This is a genomic window from Streptomyces sp. NPDC037271 (assembly GCF_055603605.1).
Map to the genome: position 1 here is coordinate 256218 of NZ_JBVJVN010000008.1, position 18843 is coordinate 275060.

General features: G+C 70.5%; 21 protein-coding genes and 1 pseudogene. 15 read left to right on the forward strand and 7 right to left on the reverse strand.

Annotated features, from left to right (window positions below):
• Positions 1 to 107 precede the first annotated feature (107 nt).
• Positions 108 to 305 (forward strand): hypothetical protein, encoded by a 198-nt coding sequence (locus ACZ7G3_RS17325; RefSeq protein ID WP_003972591.1) that lies wholly within the window; start codon positions 108 to 110, stop codon positions 303 to 305.
• 48 nt (positions 306 to 353) lie between these two features.
• Here the strand turns inward: ACZ7G3_RS17325 and ACZ7G3_RS17330 are convergent, their stop codons facing one another.
• Positions 354 to 1763 carry a DUF2252 domain-containing protein gene (locus tag ACZ7G3_RS17330; protein WP_470926426.1) on the reverse strand — a complete coding sequence of 470 codons (1410 nt, stop codon included), beginning with the start codon at positions 1761 to 1763 and terminating at the stop codon, positions 354 to 356.
• Positions 1760 to 2392: a potassium channel family protein gene (locus tag ACZ7G3_RS17335; RefSeq protein WP_470926428.1), complete on the reverse strand. Its 633-nt coding sequence runs from the start codon at positions 2390 to 2392 to the stop codon at positions 1760 to 1762. The genes ACZ7G3_RS17330 and ACZ7G3_RS17335 overlap by 4 nt, the downstream gene beginning before the upstream one ends.
• A gap of 214 nt (positions 2393 to 2606) precedes the next feature.
• On the opposite strand from ACZ7G3_RS17335, the gene ACZ7G3_RS17340 reads away from it, so the two are divergent.
• Genes ACZ7G3_RS17340 through ACZ7G3_RS17365 form a run of 6 tightly spaced genes read left to right on the forward strand, consistent with a single transcriptional unit; the run spans position 2607 to position 7310 of the window.
• Positions 2607 to 3263, forward strand: a complete 657-nt coding sequence (locus ACZ7G3_RS17340) for an HdeD family acid-resistance protein (RefSeq protein ID WP_470926430.1) — start codon at positions 2607 to 2609, stop codon at positions 3261 to 3263.
• 25 nt (positions 3264 to 3288) lie between these two features.
• Positions 3289 to 4653 (forward strand): hypothetical protein, encoded by a 1365-nt coding sequence (locus ACZ7G3_RS17345; RefSeq protein ID WP_470926432.1) that lies wholly within the window; start codon positions 3289 to 3291, stop codon positions 4651 to 4653.
• A 51-nt stretch (positions 4654 to 4704) separates the two neighbouring features.
• Complete coding sequence (locus ACZ7G3_RS17350) at positions 4705 to 5178, forward strand: SHOCT domain-containing protein (protein WP_046248987.1); 474 nt, start codon at positions 4705 to 4707, stop codon at positions 5176 to 5178.
• A gap of 30 nt (positions 5179 to 5208) precedes the next feature.
• Positions 5209 to 5655 (forward strand): DUF7144 family membrane protein, encoded by a 447-nt coding sequence (locus tag ACZ7G3_RS17355; RefSeq protein WP_046248988.1) that lies wholly within the window; start codon positions 5209 to 5211, stop codon positions 5653 to 5655.
• 27 nt (positions 5656 to 5682) lie between these two features.
• Positions 5683 to 7050 carry a diacylglycerol/lipid kinase family protein gene (locus tag ACZ7G3_RS17360; protein WP_470926434.1) on the forward strand — a complete coding sequence of 456 codons (1368 nt, stop codon included), beginning with the start codon at positions 5683 to 5685 and terminating at the stop codon, positions 7048 to 7050.
• Positions 7047 to 7310 (forward strand): LapA family protein, encoded by a 264-nt coding sequence (locus ACZ7G3_RS17365; RefSeq protein ID WP_046248989.1) that lies wholly within the window; start codon positions 7047 to 7049, stop codon positions 7308 to 7310. The genes ACZ7G3_RS17360 and ACZ7G3_RS17365 overlap by 4 nt, the downstream gene beginning before the upstream one ends.
• 289 nt (positions 7311 to 7599) lie before the next feature.
• Here ACZ7G3_RS17365 and ACZ7G3_RS17370 read toward each other — a convergent pair.
• Positions 7600 to 7819 (reverse strand): annotated as a pseudogene (locus ACZ7G3_RS17370) (tyrosine-type recombinase/integrase); the annotation flags it as partial.
• 392 nt (positions 7820 to 8211) lie between these two features.
• Here ACZ7G3_RS17370 and ACZ7G3_RS17375 point away from each other — a divergent pair.
• The 6 genes from ACZ7G3_RS17375 (at position 8212) to ACZ7G3_RS17400 (ending at position 14397) form a co-directional block, all read left to right on the forward strand.
• Positions 8212 to 8820, forward strand: a complete 609-nt coding sequence (locus tag ACZ7G3_RS17375; RefSeq protein ID WP_470926436.1) for a hypothetical protein — start codon at positions 8212 to 8214, stop codon at positions 8818 to 8820.
• Positions 8821 to 9486: 666 nt separating this feature from the next.
• Positions 9487 to 10149, forward strand: coding sequence for an urease subunit gamma (locus ACZ7G3_RS17380; RefSeq protein WP_426596700.1), 663 nt, complete (start codon positions 9487 to 9489; stop codon positions 10147 to 10149).
• Positions 10133 to 11971: an urease subunit alpha gene (locus ACZ7G3_RS17385; RefSeq protein ID WP_470926438.1), complete on the forward strand. Its 1839-nt coding sequence runs from the start codon at positions 10133 to 10135 to the stop codon at positions 11969 to 11971. Before ACZ7G3_RS17380 ends, ACZ7G3_RS17385 begins: the two co-directional genes overlap by 17 nt.
• Positions 11972 to 12047: 76 nt before the next feature.
• Positions 12048 to 12722 (forward strand): urease accessory protein UreF, encoded by a 675-nt coding sequence (locus ACZ7G3_RS17390; RefSeq protein ID WP_426596702.1) that lies wholly within the window; start codon positions 12048 to 12050, stop codon positions 12720 to 12722.
• Positions 12723 to 12790: 68 nt separating this feature from the next.
• Positions 12791 to 13492, forward strand: a complete 702-nt coding sequence (gene ureG / locus ACZ7G3_RS17395) for an urease accessory protein UreG (protein ID WP_470926440.1) — start codon at positions 12791 to 12793, stop codon at positions 13490 to 13492.
• Entirely contained in the window at positions 13489 to 14397 is a 909-nt protein-coding gene (locus ACZ7G3_RS17400) for an urease accessory protein UreD (protein WP_470926442.1), read from the forward strand. Before ureG ends, ACZ7G3_RS17400 begins: the two co-directional genes overlap by 4 nt.
• Positions 14398 to 14451: 54 nt before the next feature.
• Here the strand turns inward: ACZ7G3_RS17400 and ACZ7G3_RS17405 are convergent, their stop codons facing one another.
• Positions 14452 to 15000, reverse strand: a complete 549-nt coding sequence (locus ACZ7G3_RS17405) for a GIY-YIG nuclease family protein (protein ID WP_470926444.1) — start codon at positions 14998 to 15000, stop codon at positions 14452 to 14454.
• Between the two features lie 227 nt (positions 15001 to 15227).
• Positions 15228 to 16094, reverse strand: a complete 867-nt coding sequence (locus ACZ7G3_RS17410; RefSeq protein WP_470926446.1) for an AraC family transcriptional regulator — start codon at positions 16092 to 16094, stop codon at positions 15228 to 15230.
• 514 nt (positions 16095 to 16608) lie between these two features.
• On the opposite strand from ACZ7G3_RS17410, the gene ACZ7G3_RS17415 reads away from it, so the two are divergent.
• Together ACZ7G3_RS17415 and ACZ7G3_RS17420 are read left to right on the forward strand one after the other, a co-directional pair.
• Positions 16609 to 16812 carry a cold-shock protein gene (locus tag ACZ7G3_RS17415; RefSeq protein ID WP_030039020.1) on the forward strand — a complete coding sequence of 68 codons (204 nt, stop codon included), beginning with the start codon at positions 16609 to 16611 and terminating at the stop codon, positions 16810 to 16812.
• 460 nt (positions 16813 to 17272) lie between these two features.
• A complete protein-coding gene (locus ACZ7G3_RS17420; protein WP_470926448.1) occupies positions 17273 to 17677 on the forward strand; it encodes a CBS domain-containing protein in 405 nt (134 codons plus the stop codon).
• Positions 17678 to 17738: 61 nt separating this feature from the next.
• Here ACZ7G3_RS17420 and ACZ7G3_RS17425 read toward each other — a convergent pair whose 3' ends face one another.
• Complete coding sequence (locus ACZ7G3_RS17425) at positions 17739 to 18098, reverse strand: hypothetical protein (protein ID WP_426520353.1); 360 nt, start codon at positions 18096 to 18098, stop codon at positions 17739 to 17741.
• A 122-nt stretch (positions 18099 to 18220) separates the two neighbouring features.
• Complete coding sequence (locus tag ACZ7G3_RS17430) at positions 18221 to 18559, reverse strand: MerR family transcriptional regulator (protein ID WP_426596708.1); 339 nt, start codon at positions 18557 to 18559, stop codon at positions 18221 to 18223.
• Between the last annotated feature and the right edge of the window lie 284 nt (positions 18560 to 18843).

Genomic DNA, 18843 nt, shown 5'->3' on the forward strand with positions numbered 1-18843 from the left:
GGGTGAGGGCGCCGGAGGGCGAGAAGGCGCAGGATCGTCGCACAGAACACCGTCCGCCCCGGAGCCCCGGACGGTGTCCCGAGCCCCGTCCGGTGGAGGGACCGCTCGTGCGCTACGAGATCCGCATCGAGGGACACCTGTCGGAGACGCTGGCCAACGCGTTCCCGGAGCTGGAGCACGTCGTCATGTCCGGCCAGACCGTCCTGTTCGGCACGGTGATCGACGAGGCCCACCTGTACGGGCTGCTCACCCGCTGCCAGTCACTTGGACTGCGCGTCATGGAGATGCGGCAACTCCCGGAATGACGCCCACGGACGGCGTGCGTGGGCCCGCTCGCAGTTCCACGGCCGGCCTCACACCCGGGCGGCCGTGATCCGGCCGGAGCGGCAGGCCGCCGTCAGGGCTTCATGGTCGCGTTCGTTCTGGTCGGCGTAGGCGTGGGCGAACTCGGTGAGCGCGCGGTCGAAGCGGTCGCTGCCACCCAGGTACGCCGCGAGCGCGATGGGGTCGCCGGAGCGGGCATGGGCTCTGGCCAGGCAGGCTCCACACAGCCGGGCGAAGCGGGAGAGCAGTTCGGGTCCCATGGTCTCCGGTCGCGCGATGCCCTTCCAGTCCCACAGTTGGCGTACGTAGAAGTCCCGGCCCTTCCCGTCTAGGCCGGTGACGTGCGTCCAGCCGAGGAAGATGTCGCTGGTGGTCTGGATCAGACGTTGGCCGGTCACGACCCGGCGGCCCTGGTTCGCGTGGCGTTCGCCGCCCGTGTGGGCAGCCAGCACCGATTCCGAGGCTTCCTTGGCCTGGAGCAGCAGGGGGTCGTCGTCGTCCCTGCCGAGCAGGAGCAGTACCCAGCAGCGGGTGCCGACGCTGCCGACGCCGACCACTTTGCGGGCCATGTCCACGAGCCGGTAGTGGCGCAGCAGGTGCCGGCGCTCGGGCGGCAGTGACCGTGCGTAGCCCTTCACGACGGACCGCAGTTCCTCCTCCCGTCCGGCCTCGGCCGGGTCGGTGAGCAGATCGGCGAGCGGGGTGATCAGCGGCGGGTCGGGGGTGATGCGCCGGCCTTCGGCCGTGACGCGGGTGAGTGCCGCGAACGCTCTCATGTGGGTGCGTGTGCGGGCCTTCACAGCCGCTTTCCTGAGCCGATGCTCCGCTTCCCCCGCGCCCTCCGTCGCAAGCAGCTGCCGTACGTGGTCGGCGTCGTCCTGGGCATACCAGATGTCCAGGGTCGGCATGCCGGCGAATTCCCGCATGCGCTGCCGGTAGGCCCGCACGCAGGCTCGTACGGTGCGGTCCTGTTCCTTGGGCGAGAAGCCGTTCGACCGGGCCGCGATCACGAGCCCGGCCGCAAGACGTTTGACATCCCATTCGAAGGGGCCTGGCAGCGTCTCGTCGAAGTCGTTGATGTCGAAGACCAGGCGGCGCTCCGGTGAAGCCAGAAGCCGGAAGTTCAACGGGTGTGCGTCCCCGCACAGTTGCACCTGGAGTCCGCTGCTGGGCAGGGGCGCCAGGTCCGCCGCCATGATCGCTGCCGCGCCGCGGTAGAAGCGGAACGGCGACTCCAGCATACGGCCGTAGCGGATGGGCACCAGCGCCGGGACGCGCTCGCCGGACTGGCGCTCCAGCAGGTCGACCGGATCGCCTCGTCTTTGTCCTGTCTCGTACCAGCCGTGACACGAACGCGAGGCCCGCTTACGGGCCTTCCTGCCGTACGCGGCTCGCTCGGCGGGTGGCAGGGAGGCGGTGAAGGCGCTGGGTATCGTCATGGTCCGGCCTCCGGTTCTTCCACGGACCCGGCTGCGGAACGCGGCGGAGTCGTTGTCCCTCGGCGCTGGCGGTTCAGTCCTGCCTGCACCGCGCTTGCCAGGATCCGGGCGGCGACACCGACCAGCAGCAGCCCTCCCGTCATCTGGGCCATCGTGAGCACTCGCCCGGTCTGGGAGCGTGCCGTGATGTCGCCGAAGCCGACGGTGGCGAAGGTGGTCAGGGTGAAGTACAGCGCGTCCGTCCTGTTCAGCGGCTCGCTGAACGAGCCGGGCGCGGAGCGCTCCAGCAGGTAGTAGGAGCCGGCGAAGAGGACCAGGAAGAGCACCAGGGTCGCGGCCAGGCCCTCGATGGCTCGCAGACGTGGATGAGAGGAACGTGCGATGGCCCGCACTTCCCAGCAGAACACCAGGAGGACCGCGAGCAGGCCGCACACCAGCAGCACCGCTGTACCGGCCGTGAGCCGCTCGTCCAGGGGCAGCAGGTAGTAGGCGGTGACGAGCCCGACGGTGACGGACACAGCGCGCACAACCGTGATCGCCCCGGCGGCTCGGCGAGAACGGTGCCCGCCCCGTGGGGGCGGTCCTGACGAGGTGCGGCCCTTGCCGCCGCCTGAGGTGGTATCGCTCATTTCACGTCTCTTCGTCTCGTCCGGGCCCGGTGGACAGGTGTTCCCGAATCCCACCTCACTGCCCCGCCGTCAGGCGGGGATCACCCCTGACGGGTGATCCCGGCCCTCGGTGCCGGCCCCGACCCTGAAACGGACACCTATCAGTCCTGCAGTGCTCACGGGCTGTCCCCACCGGGCGGCCCGGCGGCGACCGGCCGGTCCACGAGGAGGCGCCATGACCGTGCCCCGAGATGAGGGACCCCCGGGCCGGGGTGGCGGGTCCGGCGGGGCGGTCCCCGGAGCCATGGACGACCCTGCGCACGTCCTCACCCGGCTCGGCCGGTCCTGGACCTGGCTCATGGGATCGGCCGTCGCCACGCTGGTCCCCGGCGTCCTGGTCCTGGTCTGGCCGGAGGCGACCCTGCACGTCCTGGCCGTCCTCGTCGGCCTGTACCTGCTGCTGACCGGTGTGTTCCGGTTCGTAGCCGTCTTCGCGCGGGAGGGACACGAGCGGCTGCCCGGGCTTCTGCTGACCGTGCTGTACCTGCTGGCCGGGGTGCTGTGTCTGCGCAACCCGCTGCAGACCATCGCCGCGCTGTCACTGATCGTCGGCATGGTCTGGCTGGTGTCCGGCATCCTCACCCTCTACACCGCCCTGGTCACCCAGAACCTGCCGCACCGCGGCCTGGTCATGGGGATGGCGGTACTGGCGGTCGTCGCCGGGATCGTCGTCCTCGCGCTGCCCGCGGAGTCGGCCCGTGCCCTGACCCGGCTTCTCGGCCTGTGGCTGGTCCTGCTGGGGCTGGCCGAGGCGGTGGCCGCCCTGGGGTGGCGGTCCGCGCTGCGCGGGGCACGCCCGCCGAAGGCAGGAACGCCCGCTGCCATGACCTGACCACGGGCCGGTGGAAGGAACATCGATGGCCCCGTCCACCCCGGCCGGATCGCCCGACTCCGGCCCGCCTGGCGACCGCTCCCCCGCCCTGTCGGCCGGTGAGCGGGCGGAGTACGAGCTTCTGCGCCAGCAGGCGTCGGTACGTCACCGGCGAGCCCGCGTCGCCGGCTCCTCGGTCCTTCTCCTGCTGACTCTGTTGCTCGCCCCCTTGGCCGTGGTCGCGGCCTGGGTGCAGGACACCGTCTCCGACACCGACCGGTACGTGGCGACCGTGGCGCCGCTGGCGTCCGCACCGGCCGTGCAGGACGCCTTGACCGACCGGCTCACCGACCGGGTGGTGGCACAGGTGGACGTGAAGGCGGTGACCGACTCGCTCGCTGCCACGCTCCGGGAGGCCGGGGCACCGCTCCGCATCGTGGACGGCGCCGAGTCCCTGGAAGCCCCACTGGGCGACGCCGTACTGTCCGCCGCCGAGCACACCGTCAGCGGCGTGGTCACCGGCGATGTCTTCCAGCGGGCGTGGGAGGGTGCCAACCAGCGGTCGCACGCCGCGGTGGTGAACATGCTCACCGGAGAAGGGCGGGGTGCTCTGAGCACCGGGGAGGGCGCCGTCCTGCTGGACGTGGGTGAGGTCGTCGATCAAGTACAGGCGCGGCTGGCCGACGCGGGCTTCGACAAGGCCGCCGCCGCGATCCCGGACAGCGACCGGACGGTCACGCTGTTCGAGTCGGAGCAGCTGGGCAAGGCGCAGGACTTGATGCGGCTGCTGAACGTCGTCGGCGTCTGGCTGCCCGTACTGACCACTGTCCTGGCCGCGCTCGCCGTGTGGACCGCACCCGCTCACCGTGTGATGCTGATGGCCACCGCGACCGGTGTCGGGACGATGATGGCGCTGCTGCTCGTGGCCCTGGCGGTAGTGCGCGGGGCCTACCTGAACTCGGTACCGCCCGCAGCGCTGCCGCCCGACGCGGCGGCGGCCGTCTACGACACGTTCGTCCGGTTCCTGCACGACAGCGCCCGCACGCTGCTGGTCGTCGCGGTGGTCACCGCGCTGGCCGCATACCTGTACGGGCCCGGGCGCGCTGCCGGTGCCGCCCGAGGGACGGCCGTACGTGCCACGGCCGCCGCCGGCCGGGCCCTGCACCGAAGTGGTGTGGACACCGGGTCCACGGGACGCCTGCTGGCGAAGCACCGGACGTGGGCCACCGGCGCCGTCATCGCGGCGGGAGCGTTGACGTTGTTGTTCTGGAACCACCCCACGGTCACCACGGTGGCGCTCGTCCTCGGGATCACCTCAGCCGCCCTGATCGTCATGGCGGTCCTGGCGGCAGCCGCGGGACCTGCGGCCAGCTCACCCGTACCGGGTGATGCCGGGCGCCGAGCTCCATGACCACCCTGAGGTCGGTACGCAACGACGGCCCGCCCGGGACGGAGGACGGACATGAACGCGCAGACCTACCTGGCGTACGACTACCCCTTGCTCAACATGTTCTGGACGATGCTTCTGGTCTTCCTGTGGATCATGTGGTTCGTCCTGCTCTTCCGGATCATCGGCGACATCTTCCGCGACGACCGGCTGAGTGGCTGGGCCAAGGCCGGCTGGCTGGTGTTCTGCCTCCTCCTGCCCTTCCTCGGCGTATTCGTCTACGTCATCGCACGCGGGAAGAACATGGGCCGCCGGGAGACGGAACACGCCCGCGCGCGCCAAGAGGAGTTCAACGCCTACATCAGGAAGACCGCGAGCGATGGACAGCGCTCCAGCGTCGACGAACTGGCCCGGCTCTCCGAGATCCGCGATCAGGGTGCCATCACGGACGAGGAGTTCCGCAGGGCGAAGGAACTGGTCCTGAGCGGCCACAGCCCGGCCGACCACGCGGGCCAGGCCCCCACCGCATCCAGCTCTTCCACCCGCTGACCATCCGCACGCCACGAATCGAGGCGCACGATGACCGCCACACACACCCGGCCGACGCACTCGTCGAGGCAGGCGTGGGCGACCGGCCTGACCGTCTTCGCCGCCGTCATGCTCCTGCTCGTCGGCCTTCTCGACATCCTCCGGGGCATCATGGCCATCGCCGAGGACGACGTCTTCGTCACCACACCCGACTACATCTTCCAGTTCGACCTCACCAGCTGGGGCTGGATCCACCTCGTCCTGGGCATACTCGCCGTGATCATCAGCGCCGGGCTGCTCAAGATCGCGACGTGGGCGCGCGTGTCCGGCGTGGTCATCGCCGCACTCGTGATCCTCGCCAACTTCCTCTCCATGCCGTACTACCCGCTGTGGTCCGTCGTGATGATCACCATGTCGGGCTTCATCATCTGGGCCCTCAGCGTGATCAAGCCCGGCGGCAACCTCTACGACCTGTCCGGGGAACGCAGCCCTGACTAGACGTGTGACGAAGCGAAAGAGCAACACGTGGGTGCACGAGGCGCGGACACGAGCAGGCGGTGCGTAAGGGGCGTACCGCCCGGGGGCGAGGGCGGCACCGCTCTCGCCCGCGCCGCCCTGCTGGCTCTGTCGGCCTGCATCCTGGTGCCGCTTGTCGCCGCCGGACTCCGCAGCGTGCTGTGGGCTTCGATCGGCATCGCAGGGCTCGCGCTCGCGGCCGTCGGCGTGTGGTGGGCCCTGGCCCGTACCGGTGTCGCCCGCATCATCGGAACAGCACTGTCGGTGGCCACGCCGCTCACCGTCCTCGCGCTCTACGCCGCGGCCGGCCTGCTGGGTCCCGCCCTGCTGTCGTCGGGCCTTTTGGTACTGGCCGTCGTAGCGGCACGCTGGGCCCTGGCCCCTGCTCACCACCCCCATGAAGAGGTCGCCGGAGCGCCCCGCCACCCCTGGGTGCTACTGAACCGCCGATCCGGCGGCGGTAAGGTGGACCGGTTCCACCTGGTGGACGAGGCACGGGCCGCGGGTTGCCGTGTGCACGTGCTCGACCCAGGCCAGGATGTCACGGCGCTGGCCCGGCAGGCCGTCGCCGACGGAGCGGACCTGCTGGGGGTGGCGGGTGGCGACGGCACCCAGGCGCTGGTCGCCGATGTCGCCGCCCACTATGACGTGCCGTTCGCCGTGATCCCGGCCGGAACCCGCAACCACTTCGCCCTCGACCTCGGCCTCGACCGCGACGATCCGGTGGCGGCGCTGGAAGCCCTGACGAATGGTGTGGAACTCCGCGTCGACCTGGCGTACGCCGCGCACCGCGTCTTCGTCAACAACGCCTCGTTCGGCACGTACGCGACCGTCGTCAGCGACCCCGCCTACCGCGACGCGAAAGCCCGCACGGTCCTGCAGACCCTCCCCGGACTGCTCACCGGCGACAGCGCCCCCGCCTTGCGCATGACGGCCAACGGACGGCACATAGCCGGCCTGCAGGCCCTGCTCGTCAGCAACAACCCCTACGGCCGGGCCGTCGACGTGTCGCACCCGGGGCGCCGGGGACGGCTGGACACGGGACTCCTGGGTGTGGCGTGCGTCCGGGTCGCCAGCACCGCCGAAGCGGTACGCCTGGCGAGCCGACCGCGCTCCGGGGGCCTCGTCCAGCTCACCGCCGACGAAGTCCTCGTCGAGGCCGGTACCGCCACCGTGCCGGCCGGCATCGACGGGGAGTACGTCGACCTGCCCTGTCCCGTGGTGTGCCGCAGTGCACCCGGAGCCCTACGCGTCCGCGTGCCGCGCCACCGGCCCGGTAGATCGAGGTCCCCTGCACCGACGGCCGACTGGCCGCGCGTCGCCCGCCTGGCACTGCGCCGACCGGTCGGGGGCAATGAGATGGAGATACACCCATGACTCAGGCAACTAAAGACAAAGCGCACAAGTCGTTCCTTTCTCGCCCCACTGTCCGCCGCCTCATACCCTTCACCCTGATCACCGCAATCGCTCTCATCTTCATCTTCGAGAACCGTTCGAGTGTCGAGATTCGCCTCCTCATCCCCATGGTGACCATGCCTCTGTGGGGCGCCCTGCTGATCGCCTGGGCCCTCGGCATCCTCGCCTGCGCCTTCACCGTGCACCGCCGGTCGAACCGGCACGCACGACGACAGGGATGACGCTACGGCCCACTCTGGCACCACGGGCTGCAGCCCAGATTCAGCACACATCAGCACGGGAAGCCACGCGAAGGCGTGAGAACTACGGAGGCATGCTTCCCTGGCCAGAACGCCAGGAGCCAGCATTTCCGCAGGTCAAAGACGCACCCAGGGAAAACTCCTAAAGCGGGTGTCGCAGGTTCGAATCCTGCCGGGGGCACAGCACTAAGGGCCAGTTCAGAGGCTTGATCCCCTCGAACTGGCCCTTAGCCTTGATCACGGCCGTGCCACCCACATGCCAGAAAGTCCGCTAAGAGTCCACATCACCCCGTGTCTCGCGGATCATCGAGCCGAGCCGGCCGGCGATCTCACGGTCACGGCCATTGACCATTGACCATGTGCTGATAGATCAGGGCGGCGCGGGGTGTGCTGTGACCCATCCTGGTCATGAGCTCACGAAGACTCGCGCCGGACGCGGCGAGCGTGTTGCCCGTGTGCCGAAGATCGTGAAAATGCACGTCTGCCGTGATTCAGCCATCAAGGCACCCGCCGCGCACGGCGCGGCGCGCGCGGCCCGTCGCCCGGGCCTGCGCTTCTGTCTCCGCCCCGCTCCAGCCCGGCCGTCGGCCGCACGCCTGACAGCTCGGGGTGATGGGTGACGAACCCACGATGCGGCCGAGGACGGACGCGGGTGCGGCTCAAGGCGATGCCTCCGGCGGGGGCGCTCAGGCTCCGGGATTGGGTAGCTGGCGGGATAGGGCGGAGCGCAAGATCCGGAAACGTCTTCGGAAAGCAACGAGCGCTAACTGCGGCTACCGAAGCTGTCAGCGCTGGCGTCTACAGTCCGAACATGTTTCCGCAGCCAGTTGAGGGGGCCGCCGGCCCTTACGACGCGGGGTACCTCCCTCGCGTGGAGATGTGCATGCACCCGGTCGACGAGGCCGTCACCGAGCCCGTCGCCAAGCTGGGTGGCGACCCCGTATGGCTGGAGGAGCCCTGCTGGCCCCTGAACCCCCGCACAGGTGAGCCGCTCGACTTCATCGGGCAGATCCCGGTCCCCGTCGAGCCCGACGACGAGCTCCGCATGGCGTACCTGTTCCTGTCGTACGAGGACTACGAGACCGGCGGCATGGACCCTGAGGACGGAGAGTCCGTGCTGCTCATCCAGCCCGGCGGGCGGATACCCGGGTTCGCCGCCGTCGGACCAGCCGGGACCAGGGGGCGATCACTCTTCGCGTTCGACGCCGAGGACGAGCAGGTACCGGTGGAGTTCCGGATCGAAATGCGGCCGGTCCCGGAGGAGCAGGAGCGGTACCTGGAGAAGGATGGGTGCTTCGATGTGGACAACTACATCGGAGGAAGAGCGGACTACCGGATGTGGGCCGGCGTCGAGGCACCGTGGCGGTTCTTCTTCGCCTTGGTCTGCACCGGCGACACCGGGCCGTACTTCCTCAACTTCGGACACGGCGCCGGGTTTGCCTACCTCAGCCCTGATGGTCTGGAGGGGCGCTTCGGCTGGGACGCAGCCTAGTACCGGCGGCGCATCATCTCAGGGCACACTGACGCTCAACGACAGTCCGCCACCGTGCCAGATTCGTGCCAGATCGAGCGTGACCGCGTCGAACACGATGTCGTCACCGGCCGGTTCGCGCGGCGCGTGAGGCTCCGGCAGCGGCTCGGTGTGGAGGACGTCGTCGAGGCGGGTGAGTTCGGCGCGGGCGGCGCGGATGCCACCACATCATTTCGGCGAGGGACAGCAGCGGGTCGGCGCTGCGGGCGGTGAGCACCAGGACCGCGAGCACCTCGGCCGCGCCGATGCCCCCGCCGAGGGCGAGGTACGCACCGAGTACGAGCAGCGCGGTGAACACCGCCTGCGCGGTGACCGCGAGACCCAGTACACCTGGCAGCGCGGCGATGGCGGAGCGACGCGAGGCGCGGTGCGGTTCCCCCAGGGAGTCGTACTCACGGAAGCCGCCGGAGTCTCTCCACCCTGCACGCGGGCATCGCGCCCCACATGCGCCCTACGCCCCCGGTTCACTCCATCAGGGCCGACCGGCCCGTTTCGCCGCCCCTGGGTTCTCCCCTCTCTCAGGATCGGTCTGCGACAGGTACGACGGGCGGCAACTTCGGTATCTGCCTTCCGCTTCGTGATGCTTGCCGCACGGGTGAAGTGACGGAACAGGAGAGGGGGAGCCGCATGCACCTGACTCCGCATGAGCAGGAGCGTCTGTTGATCCACGTGGCGGCCGATGTCGCCCAGCGGCGGCGTGAGCGCGGTCTGCTGTTGAACTATCCCGAGGTCATGGCGTTGTTGACGGCGCATGTCTTCGAGGAGGCGCGGGCCGGGGCGACGGTCGACGCGGTGATGGAGTCCGGGCGCCATGTGCTGCAGCGCAGCGAGGTGATGGACGGCGTGCCGGAGATGGTCGACAACGTCCAGGTCGAGGCGACGTTCCCGGACGGCACGAAGCTGGTGACCATCAGCGATCCGTTCGACGAGGCGTCCACCAAGGTGGACGTCCATCCCGGCAAGCCGGAACTGCTGCCGGACGAGGACGAACACCGGGTGGCCTTCAACGACGGGGCGACGCCCGTGCCGCTGGTCGTGCGCAATCCCAAGGACCGCCCGGTCCAGGTGGGTTCCCACTTCCACTTCGCCGAGGCCAACGAGGGACTCAAGTTCCGCCGTGAGGCGGCCCACGGAATGCGGCTGCACATCCCGTCCGGCACCTCCGAACGGTTCGAGCCCGGTGACAAGCGCACCGTGATGCTGGTGCCGATCGCCGGCGAGCGGATCGTCCACGGGCTCCAGGCCGACAAGAGCGAAGAGGAGAAGCACCTCGATGCCGAGCAAGGCTGAGAAGGACAAGGCCTGGGATCCGCTGCTGCGTTCCCGCTACGCCGACCTGTACGGTCCGACCGCCGGCGACCGGGTCCGGCTCGCCGACACCAATCTCGTCCTGCGCATCGACGCGGACTGGTGCGGTGGCCCGGGGCGCAGCGGCGACGAGATGGTCTTCGGCGGTGGCAAGGTGATCCGTGAGTCGATGGGCCAGTCGCACATCCCGCGTGACGACCCCCGCGAGCCGGTGGACACCGTGATCACCGGTGCGCTGATCCTGGACCACTGGGGGGTGGTCAAGGCCGATGTCGGGCTGCGTGACGGCCGTATCCGGGCCATCGGCAAGGCGTACAACCCGGAGACCATGACGCCCCGCCCCAATGACGATCCGCGTGCCTCGGACTTCGTCGTGGGTCCCGAGACGGAGGTGATCTCCGGCAAGGGACGCATCCTGACCGCTGGCGGCGTCGACACCCACGTGCACTTCCTCTGCCCGGAGCAGATCCACGAGGCGGTGGCGTCGGGCGTGACGACGCTGATCGGTGGCGGAACCGGCCCGGCCGAGGGCAGCACGGCCACCACCGTGACGCCGGGCAAGTGGCACATCCAGCGGACCTTCGAGGCGCTGGACTCCTTCCCGGTGAACATCGGCCTGCTGGCCAAGGGCAGCACCGTCTCGAAGAAGGCGCTGCACGACCAGGTCGCGGCCGGCGCCCTCGGCTTGAAGATCCACGAGGACTGGGGCGCCACCCCGGCGGTGATCGACGCCGCGCTGACCGTGTGCGAGGAGACCGGTGTCCAGGTCGCACTGCACGCCGACTCGTTGAACGAGGCCGGCTTCGTGCAGAGCACCTTCGCCGCGACCAAGGAGGACCGCAAGGCCAAGAAGGCCAAGTACCGCAGCCTGCACATCTTCCACATCGAGGGCGCCGGCGGTGGCCACGCCCCCGACATGATCAGCCTCGCCGGCAAGCCCAACGTGCTGCCCGCGTCGACGAACCCGACCCGGCCCTTCACTGTCAACACCGTCAAGGAACACGTCGACATGATGATCGTGTGCCATCACCTCAATCCGGAGGTCGAGGCGGACATGGCGTTCGCCGACTCCCGGATCCGGCCGTCCACCATGGCCGCCGAGGACCTGCTGCACGACATGGGCGCCATCTCGATGATGTCCTCCGACGCCCAGGCCATGGGCCGCATCGGCGAAATGATCATGCGGACCTGGCAGACCGCGCACGTCATGAAGTCCCGCTACGGCCACCTGCGCGAGGACGACGCGCACGCGGACAACTTCCGTGCCCGCCGCTACGTCGCCAAGTACACGATCAACCCGGCCATCGCCCACGGCATCGACCACGAGGTCGGCTCCGTCGAGACCGGCAAACTCGCCGACCTGGTGCTGTGGGAGCCGAAGTTCTTCGGCGTCAAGCCGCACATGGTCATCAAGGGCGGCCAGATCTCCTACGCCCAGATCGGCGACGCCAACGCCTCCATCCCCACCCCCCAGCCCTACCTCCCGCGCCCCGTCTGGGGCTTCCAGGGCCGCGCCCCGGCGTCGAACTCCTTCAACTTCGTGGCCGAGGCCGCCCTCGACGGCGAACTCTCCCGGACCGGGCTGCTCAAGCCCCTGCGCGCGATCTGCTCCACGCGGGGGGTCACCAAGGCCGACATGGTCCACAACAACGGCGTTCCGAAGATCGACATCGACCCCGACACCTTCGACGTCACCATCGGCGGCGCCACCACCTCCGACGTCCGCACCACGGTCGACGGGCAGGAAGTCGGACGGAACTACGCCACCGAGCTGCCCCTGGCGCAGCGGTACTTCCTGTTCTGACCGTCTCGGCCGGGCCGTGGCGCGCGCCCGCGCGGCCGACCCGGCACCTCCTCACGAAAGGCGGTCCCGCCGCCCCATGAGCCGCACTGCCCTGCTCGTCCTGGCCGACGGCCGCTTCCCCGCCGGCGGGCACGCCCATTCCGGCGGGATGGAGGCCGCCGTCGCCTCCGGCCGGGTCCACGACACCGCGAGCCTGGAGGCGTTCTGCCGGGGCCGGCTGCACACCGCCGGACTGGTCGCGGCCGGCCTCGCCGCGGCCGCCGCCGACGGCTACGACGCCCTCGCCCTGGACGAAGCCGCCGACACCCGCACCCCCGTACCGGCGTTGCGCCGCACCGCACGCCGCCTGGGCCGTCAACTGATGCGCGCGGCCCGGGCCACCTGGCCCAGCGCCGACCTGGACCACCTCGCCCGGCACCGGCCCCAGGGCGCCCACCAGCCGGTCGTGCTCGGTGTCACCGCCCGCGCCGCCCGGCTCACTCCACTCGACGCCGCCCAGGCCGCCGCCTACGAGAGCGTGGGCGGTCCGGCGACCGCCGCGGTGCGTCTGCTGAGCCTCGACCCGTTCGACGCCACCGGCGTACTGGCACGGCTCGCCGACGAACTCGACTCCGTCGCCGAGGCCGCGACCGACGCGGCGCGGCGGACGGCGACGGAGGGGGTGGCCGCCCTGCCCGCCGCCTCGGCTCCCCTGCTGGACATCACCGGTGAACAGCACGCCGCCTGGACCGTCCGGCTCTTCGCCTCCTGACCGGCCTGACCCACCCGACCGGCCCTGACCGGCCCCTGCCCCGCCCTGACCCTCGCCTGGAGCATCCTGTGCATCTCGACCACCCCGTGACCATGCCGCACCGCCACACCCACAGCGGCGCCGAACCGCTGCTCGCCGACGGCAGCCGCCGCGCCCTGCGCATCGGCTTCGGCGGGCCCGTCGGCTCGGGCAAGACCGCGACCGTGGCCGCACTGTGCCGCACCCTGCGCGACCGGCTCTCCATCGCCGTGGTCACCAACGACATCTACACGCAGGAGGACGCCGCCTTTCTCCGCCGCGAGGCCGTACTGCCGCCCGAGCGGATCACCGCCGTGGAGACGGGAGCCTGCCCGCACACCGCCATCCGCGACGACATCTCCGCCAACCTGGAAGCGGTCGAGCACCTCGAGCAGACCCTGCACCCGCTCGACCTGATCCTCATCGAGTCCGGCGGGGACAACCTCACCGCCACCTTCTCCCGCGGACTCGTCGACACCCAGGTCTTCGTCATCGACGTGGCCAGCGGCGACGACATCCCCCGCAAGGGCGGCCCCGGCATCACCACCGCCGACCTCCTCGTCGTCAACAAGACCGATCTCGCCCCCTACGTCGGCGTCGACCTGGACACCATGAGGGCCGACACCCGCAAGCAGCGCAAGGACCTGCCGTACGCCTTCACCAGCCTCACCGGCACCGACGGCGTCCGACCGGTCGCCGACTGGGTCACCGGCTGCCTCGCCGCCTGGCACGCCGCCGGAGCCACCCGGTGAGCGCCACCACCGTGCGGACGGCGACCGTGGTCCCGGCGCCGGCCGGCGAACCCCTCGAATCCGACGGTGCGCCACACCGCCGGCGCTTCGCCGGACCCGCCCCGGCGCACCCGTCCGGAGTCGCCGCCACCGCCCGAATCCGGGCCGCCCACAACGGCCGCACCACCACGGTCCCCCTCCTGCACAACGACGGCCCCTTCCACCTGCGCCGACTACGGGCCCGCGGAGACCAGGCGCGCGTCTGCGTACTCGGCGCGATGAGCGCGCCGCTCGGCGGAGACCGGCTCGCCCTCGACATCACCGCCGGGACACGCGCCCGGCTGGAGGTGACCGGCGCAGCCGCGACCATCGCCCTGCGCGGTCCCACCACCGCCCCGGCCACCTACGACCTGCGGTTCAGGGTGGGCGACCACGCGACCCTGCACTGGCTGCCCGAGCCCCTGATCAGTACCCGGGACAGCACCCTGCACCAGACGTTCGCCGTCGACCTCGCCGCCACCTCCCACCTGCTCATGCGAGAAGAACAGCTCCTGGGCCGCTCGGGCGAACCGCCGGGCCACCTCACCACCCGCCTGACCGTCCGCCGCGGCGGACGACCGCTGCTCGACCAGCACACCGCCTACGGCGGCCCGGCACCGGCATGGGACGGCCCCGCCGTCCTCGGAAGCCACCACGCCACCGGACAGCTCCTCCTGGTCGACCCGAAGCTGGACACGTCCCGGGAACCGCACGTCATCGGCGACGACCCGGCAGAGGGACACGCGGTACTGACCCCCCTCGCCGACCCCCAGGCCCTCCTCGCCACCGCCGTCGCCCCGACACCGGCCCAACTGCGCCACCTCCTGGACACCGCCCTCGCATACGTCTACGGGACGCCGAGACCAGAGGCCGAAGGCCGGCAGTAGCTCCATGGACGACGTGACGACGCATACAGGGACGACGCATACGGGGACGCGTACCTACGCGGCCGGCCGGGGCCCGGCACTCGCGTAGTACCGAGCCCGCGCCTCCCTCACCGCGTCGAGCGCGGCGCCCTCCCCCGCACCGTCGACGTTGAGCGGCGGCCCCAGCTCGGAGATCAACTCCCCCTCGACCGACAGTGGATCAGGGTGCTCGACCCACGTGACGGCAAGGTGCTCGCGCATCCACTCGGTGAGACGCTCCTCGTCCTCCGGGACGAGGACCACCCGGTCCGTCCACACCGTCCGATAGCCCTCGGTGGGCATGAGCAGCCCCGCGAGCGTCCGTCGCAGCGTCGAACTACCGGAACGCCTCAGGTGGTTCGACGTGATACGGCTCCGCAGCCGAGTGGCCTTGCCGAGGTACAGCAGCCGACGCTCGGGGTCCGCGGAGTTCACCGGCCCGGAGAACGACGGGAGGACACGCGGCGGCGCCCACCAGGCGTACAGCCCCGTGCTCCTCGGCAGCGCGACCGCCGCCTCGGACAATGAGCGCGGTGAGGTGAACAGGGCTTCGATGGTCCGTCGCACGGCCGTCTGCTCCGACATAACCGCAGGATAGAGGCACAGGCCAAGGCGCCGCCCGAGTCCTCCGGGTCCGCCACGCGAGGTGATGCGTTCTCGTCCGCGTGGGTCGAGCGGTGCTCACGAGTTCGCGAGGGCCGGCCCGGGAGGGTCTCCTCCCGGGCCGGCCCTCGCCGGGTGCTTCGGGCAGTCTTCTCCGGCCGCCCGGAGCCCTCGGTCACGGGCTCACCCCGATAGGGGCGTCGCCGTGTTCACCCCTGGTCCCGCTCCACCGGGAGCCACAGCTCGGCGTCGGCTTCGGCGCCGTCCGGGGACAGGCGGGTGCGCAGGATCTCGGGGCCGGGGCGGCTGCGGTACGGGTTGGACGGGAACCACTGGGTGAACACGTCCCGCCACAGTTCCTGGATGGCCTGCGGCGCCGGCCCGGAGGTGGTGAAGACCGCCCAGGTGCCGGCCGGGACGGACAGCGCCGTGGTGCCCTCCGGGGCGGCCGCTGACGTGATCACCCCGTGGTAGTAGTCGAGTTCGGTGCCTTCGGCGCGGCTCGGGTCGAGGTCGTCGCAGGCCGCGACGATGCCCTGCGGCTCCTGGTCCGAGAGTTCCTCCAGGTCTTCCAGCGTCTGCGGGCTGATCCCGCGGACGAAGTCGACGATCGCCCGGTTCGGTCCCGTGTGCACCAGTGGAACCCGGGCCTTGAGGCCGACGACGCTGAAGTCCGGCCTGTCCACTACGCGGTAGCGCATGCTGCTGTTCCCTTCGACGGTGAGGCGGAAGGCCAACCGGGGTTGGGAGACGAGCGCGGCGCCGGTGCGCCGGGCCTCTCCGGGGCCGATGCCGTGCATGGCACGGAACGCCCGGGCGAACGCCTCGCCCGAGCCGTATCCGTAGCGCACCGCGACCTCCAGCAGGGACTCACGCCCCGCGAGCACCTCGGCACCCGCGACGGTGAGCCGACGACGCCGTACGTACTCCGACAGCGGCATGCCCGCAAGCGCGGAGAACATCCGGCGCAGGTGGTATTCCGAGGTGGCCGCGATGCGCGCCGCCTCGGTCACGTCGACCTGCTGGTCGAGGCGGTGCTCGATGTACTCCAGGGTCTGGTTGAGGCGCTCCAGCACTCCCGGTCTCCTTCCTCTTCGTGCTCACCACGCTAGGGAGGAGTCCCTTCCCCCGACCCGACATCCTGTGCCCGATCCGATCGGCCGCGCCGGTCGCCTCTTCGTCCCGTGTCACGGGTGGCAACGCGGAGTGAGGCACACCGCTGAAAAGGAACAGTGCGCATTTCTCGTACGGGGAAGCGCGGGGAAGCAGGGGAAGCACGGGGATTCACGGAACCAGCAGGGTCTGGACCGCATCATATCTGTACCCGTGAGGGGAGGGTTTGACGGAACGTGCGGACAGTTTCCTTGCAGCCCCGAACAGAGCGGAATTAGTCACCGCACACAGGCCGCCATGACGTGCTACTGTCGATACAAGTTGCAGTTGTGGTTCCCACATTCCATGTTCTTCCCAGACGGCCTCTGTGTCACTGGAAGTGCTTTTGGCGCCGGTCTTTCCGGGCGGGGTGATCATCGCGGCGACGCGGCGTCCGTGCAGTGCGGATGCCGATCACTGCCCCGAAGGAGACAAGACATGGCTACTGGCACCGTGAAGTGGTTCAACGCTGAAAAGGGATTCGGCTTCATCGAGCAGGACGGTGGCGGCGCCGACGTGTTCGCCCACTACTCGAACATCGCCGCCCAGGGCTTCCGTGAGCTGCTCGAAGGTCAGAAGGTGAGCTTCGACATCGCTCAGGGCCAGAAGGGTCCGACGGCCGAGAACATCGTCCTCGCCTGACTCAGACCCGCACTTCGCAGCTGGGGCCCGCATCCTTCGGGGTGCGGGCCCCAGCTGCGTCCGGTTTCCCGCGGTGTTCGCAGCTGCGGGAGACTGCGGGACGACTGCGTCATGACGACGGGACGACTGCGGGGAATTCTCACGGCTGGTGGGAATTTTCAGGAGTGCGGCACGGATTTCCGTTCGGGGATTCCCCGCCGATGCATTCCGTCTCGACCTGAGCCGCAGCGCACGGTCGCTTCGCATTCCGTTCGGCCTGTTCCCTGCATTTCCCCGTTCTCGTTCTCCATGCCGCTCCTGCCGCGGAATTCCTTGCTACGTGCCGTATCGAGGAATGTTCCGCGAACGGCCGTTCCGCCCGCGCCTCGAACGACGGCGCCGGCGGCGTCGCCACCAGGAGGAACGGCAACCGGTAACCGTCCTGATCAGGAAGCTCACCCATCTCCGCAGGAGGCACCTCATGACGCTGGTCCAGACGCATCCCCGCTCAGCGAGCACCCGCCCCTCGCACAGGACGGTCGCCGATGCCATGGACGCCGCCGGGCCCCAGGTCTGGGACGACATGACCGTCGAGGTGGCGCTGTCCGTCATGGCCGCCGCCCGCACGGGTCACCTCGTCGTCTGCGACGAGGACGGCCGGTACTCCGGTCTGGTCACCCGGGCCCGGCTCGCCGCCGTGCGGGACGGCGCCGGATACACGGACCGGGTCCGTCTGCGCGACATCGCCGACGGCGGCGGGCCCTTCGCCTCGCCGCTGACCACGCTGGCCGAGGCCGAGCACGCGATGCGGCACCGCCGGCTCGGGGCGCTGCCCGTGGTCGACGAACACGGCAACGCCCTGGGCGTCCTCGCGCTCTCCCGCTGAGCCGCCTCACCGCCGTCGGCCCCGGCCCCGGTCCCCTTCGCACGAGCCGGTCAGCGGTGGGTCAGTGGTCGGAGTAGCTGAAGTCACCCACGGTCCAGGCGCTGACGTCCTCGATCGCGACGCGGTACATTCCGCCCGTCTCCGGGATTCCCACCGTGCCCTGCAGGATCCGGGCGACGTGGAAGTGCAGGTGCGTGGGTGGTCCGGCCCTCTTCACGGAGGTGTCGAAGACGGCGGCGAACTCGCCCAGGCTGGCGGAGTCCGTCAGCACCTCCGCCACCCGCTGCCTCCACACGGCTTCGGGAGCCAGGCGACCGGTGATGACAGCACCACCGGTGACCACGGTCAGGGACATCTGACTGCTCTGCCCGGACTCCACAAGGGCGACAATGTCAACGATCAGCTCGTCAGGCTTCGGCATGAGACCGGATTCTATGCGCCCGCCCGTCCGGCCGGCGCTCCCCCAGGGGGATCCCCCCGGGACCGTCCCGGTCTGCGGTCACCGCCGGCACCCGTCTCCCCGGCCTGGCGTCCACGTACAAGTCAGGCGCCCGCCTGGTGACCGGACCCGACGCCACCGCGTCGCAGTTCGTCGTTGATGCGCTTGGCCTCTTCGAGCTGGTCCTCCAGGATGATGATGCGGCACGCGGCCTCGATGGAGGTGCCCTGGTCGACCATCTCGCGGGCCCGGGCGGCGATACGCAGCTGGTAGCGGGAGTAGCGGCGGTGGCCGCCCTCGGAGCGCAGGGGCGTGATCAGCCGGGCCTCACCGAGCGCCCGCAGGAAGGCGGGCGTGGTGCCGAGCATCTCCGCCGCCCGCCCCATGGTGTACGCGGGGTAGTCGTCGTCGTCGATTCGGTCGAGCGGTGTGTCTGCGGTCATCTGCACCTCTGATTACGGAACGCGTCGAGGGGGGGGGGGGGGGGGGGGGGGGGGGAGCGGGAGGGGGGGGGGGGGAGAAAAAACCAAACAGCCCGTGGCAAGGCAAGGCGCCTCCCCCCCCCCCCCCCCCCCCCCCCCCCCCCCCCCTTTCCTCCCCCCCCCCCCCCCCCCCCCCCCCCCCCCCCCCCCCCCCCCCCCCCCCCCCCCCCCCCCCCCGGGCCGCGACTGGGAGCCGGTGGACGGCGGCACCCTGGTCGTGGTCGAGGGGCCGCGTTTCGGGACCC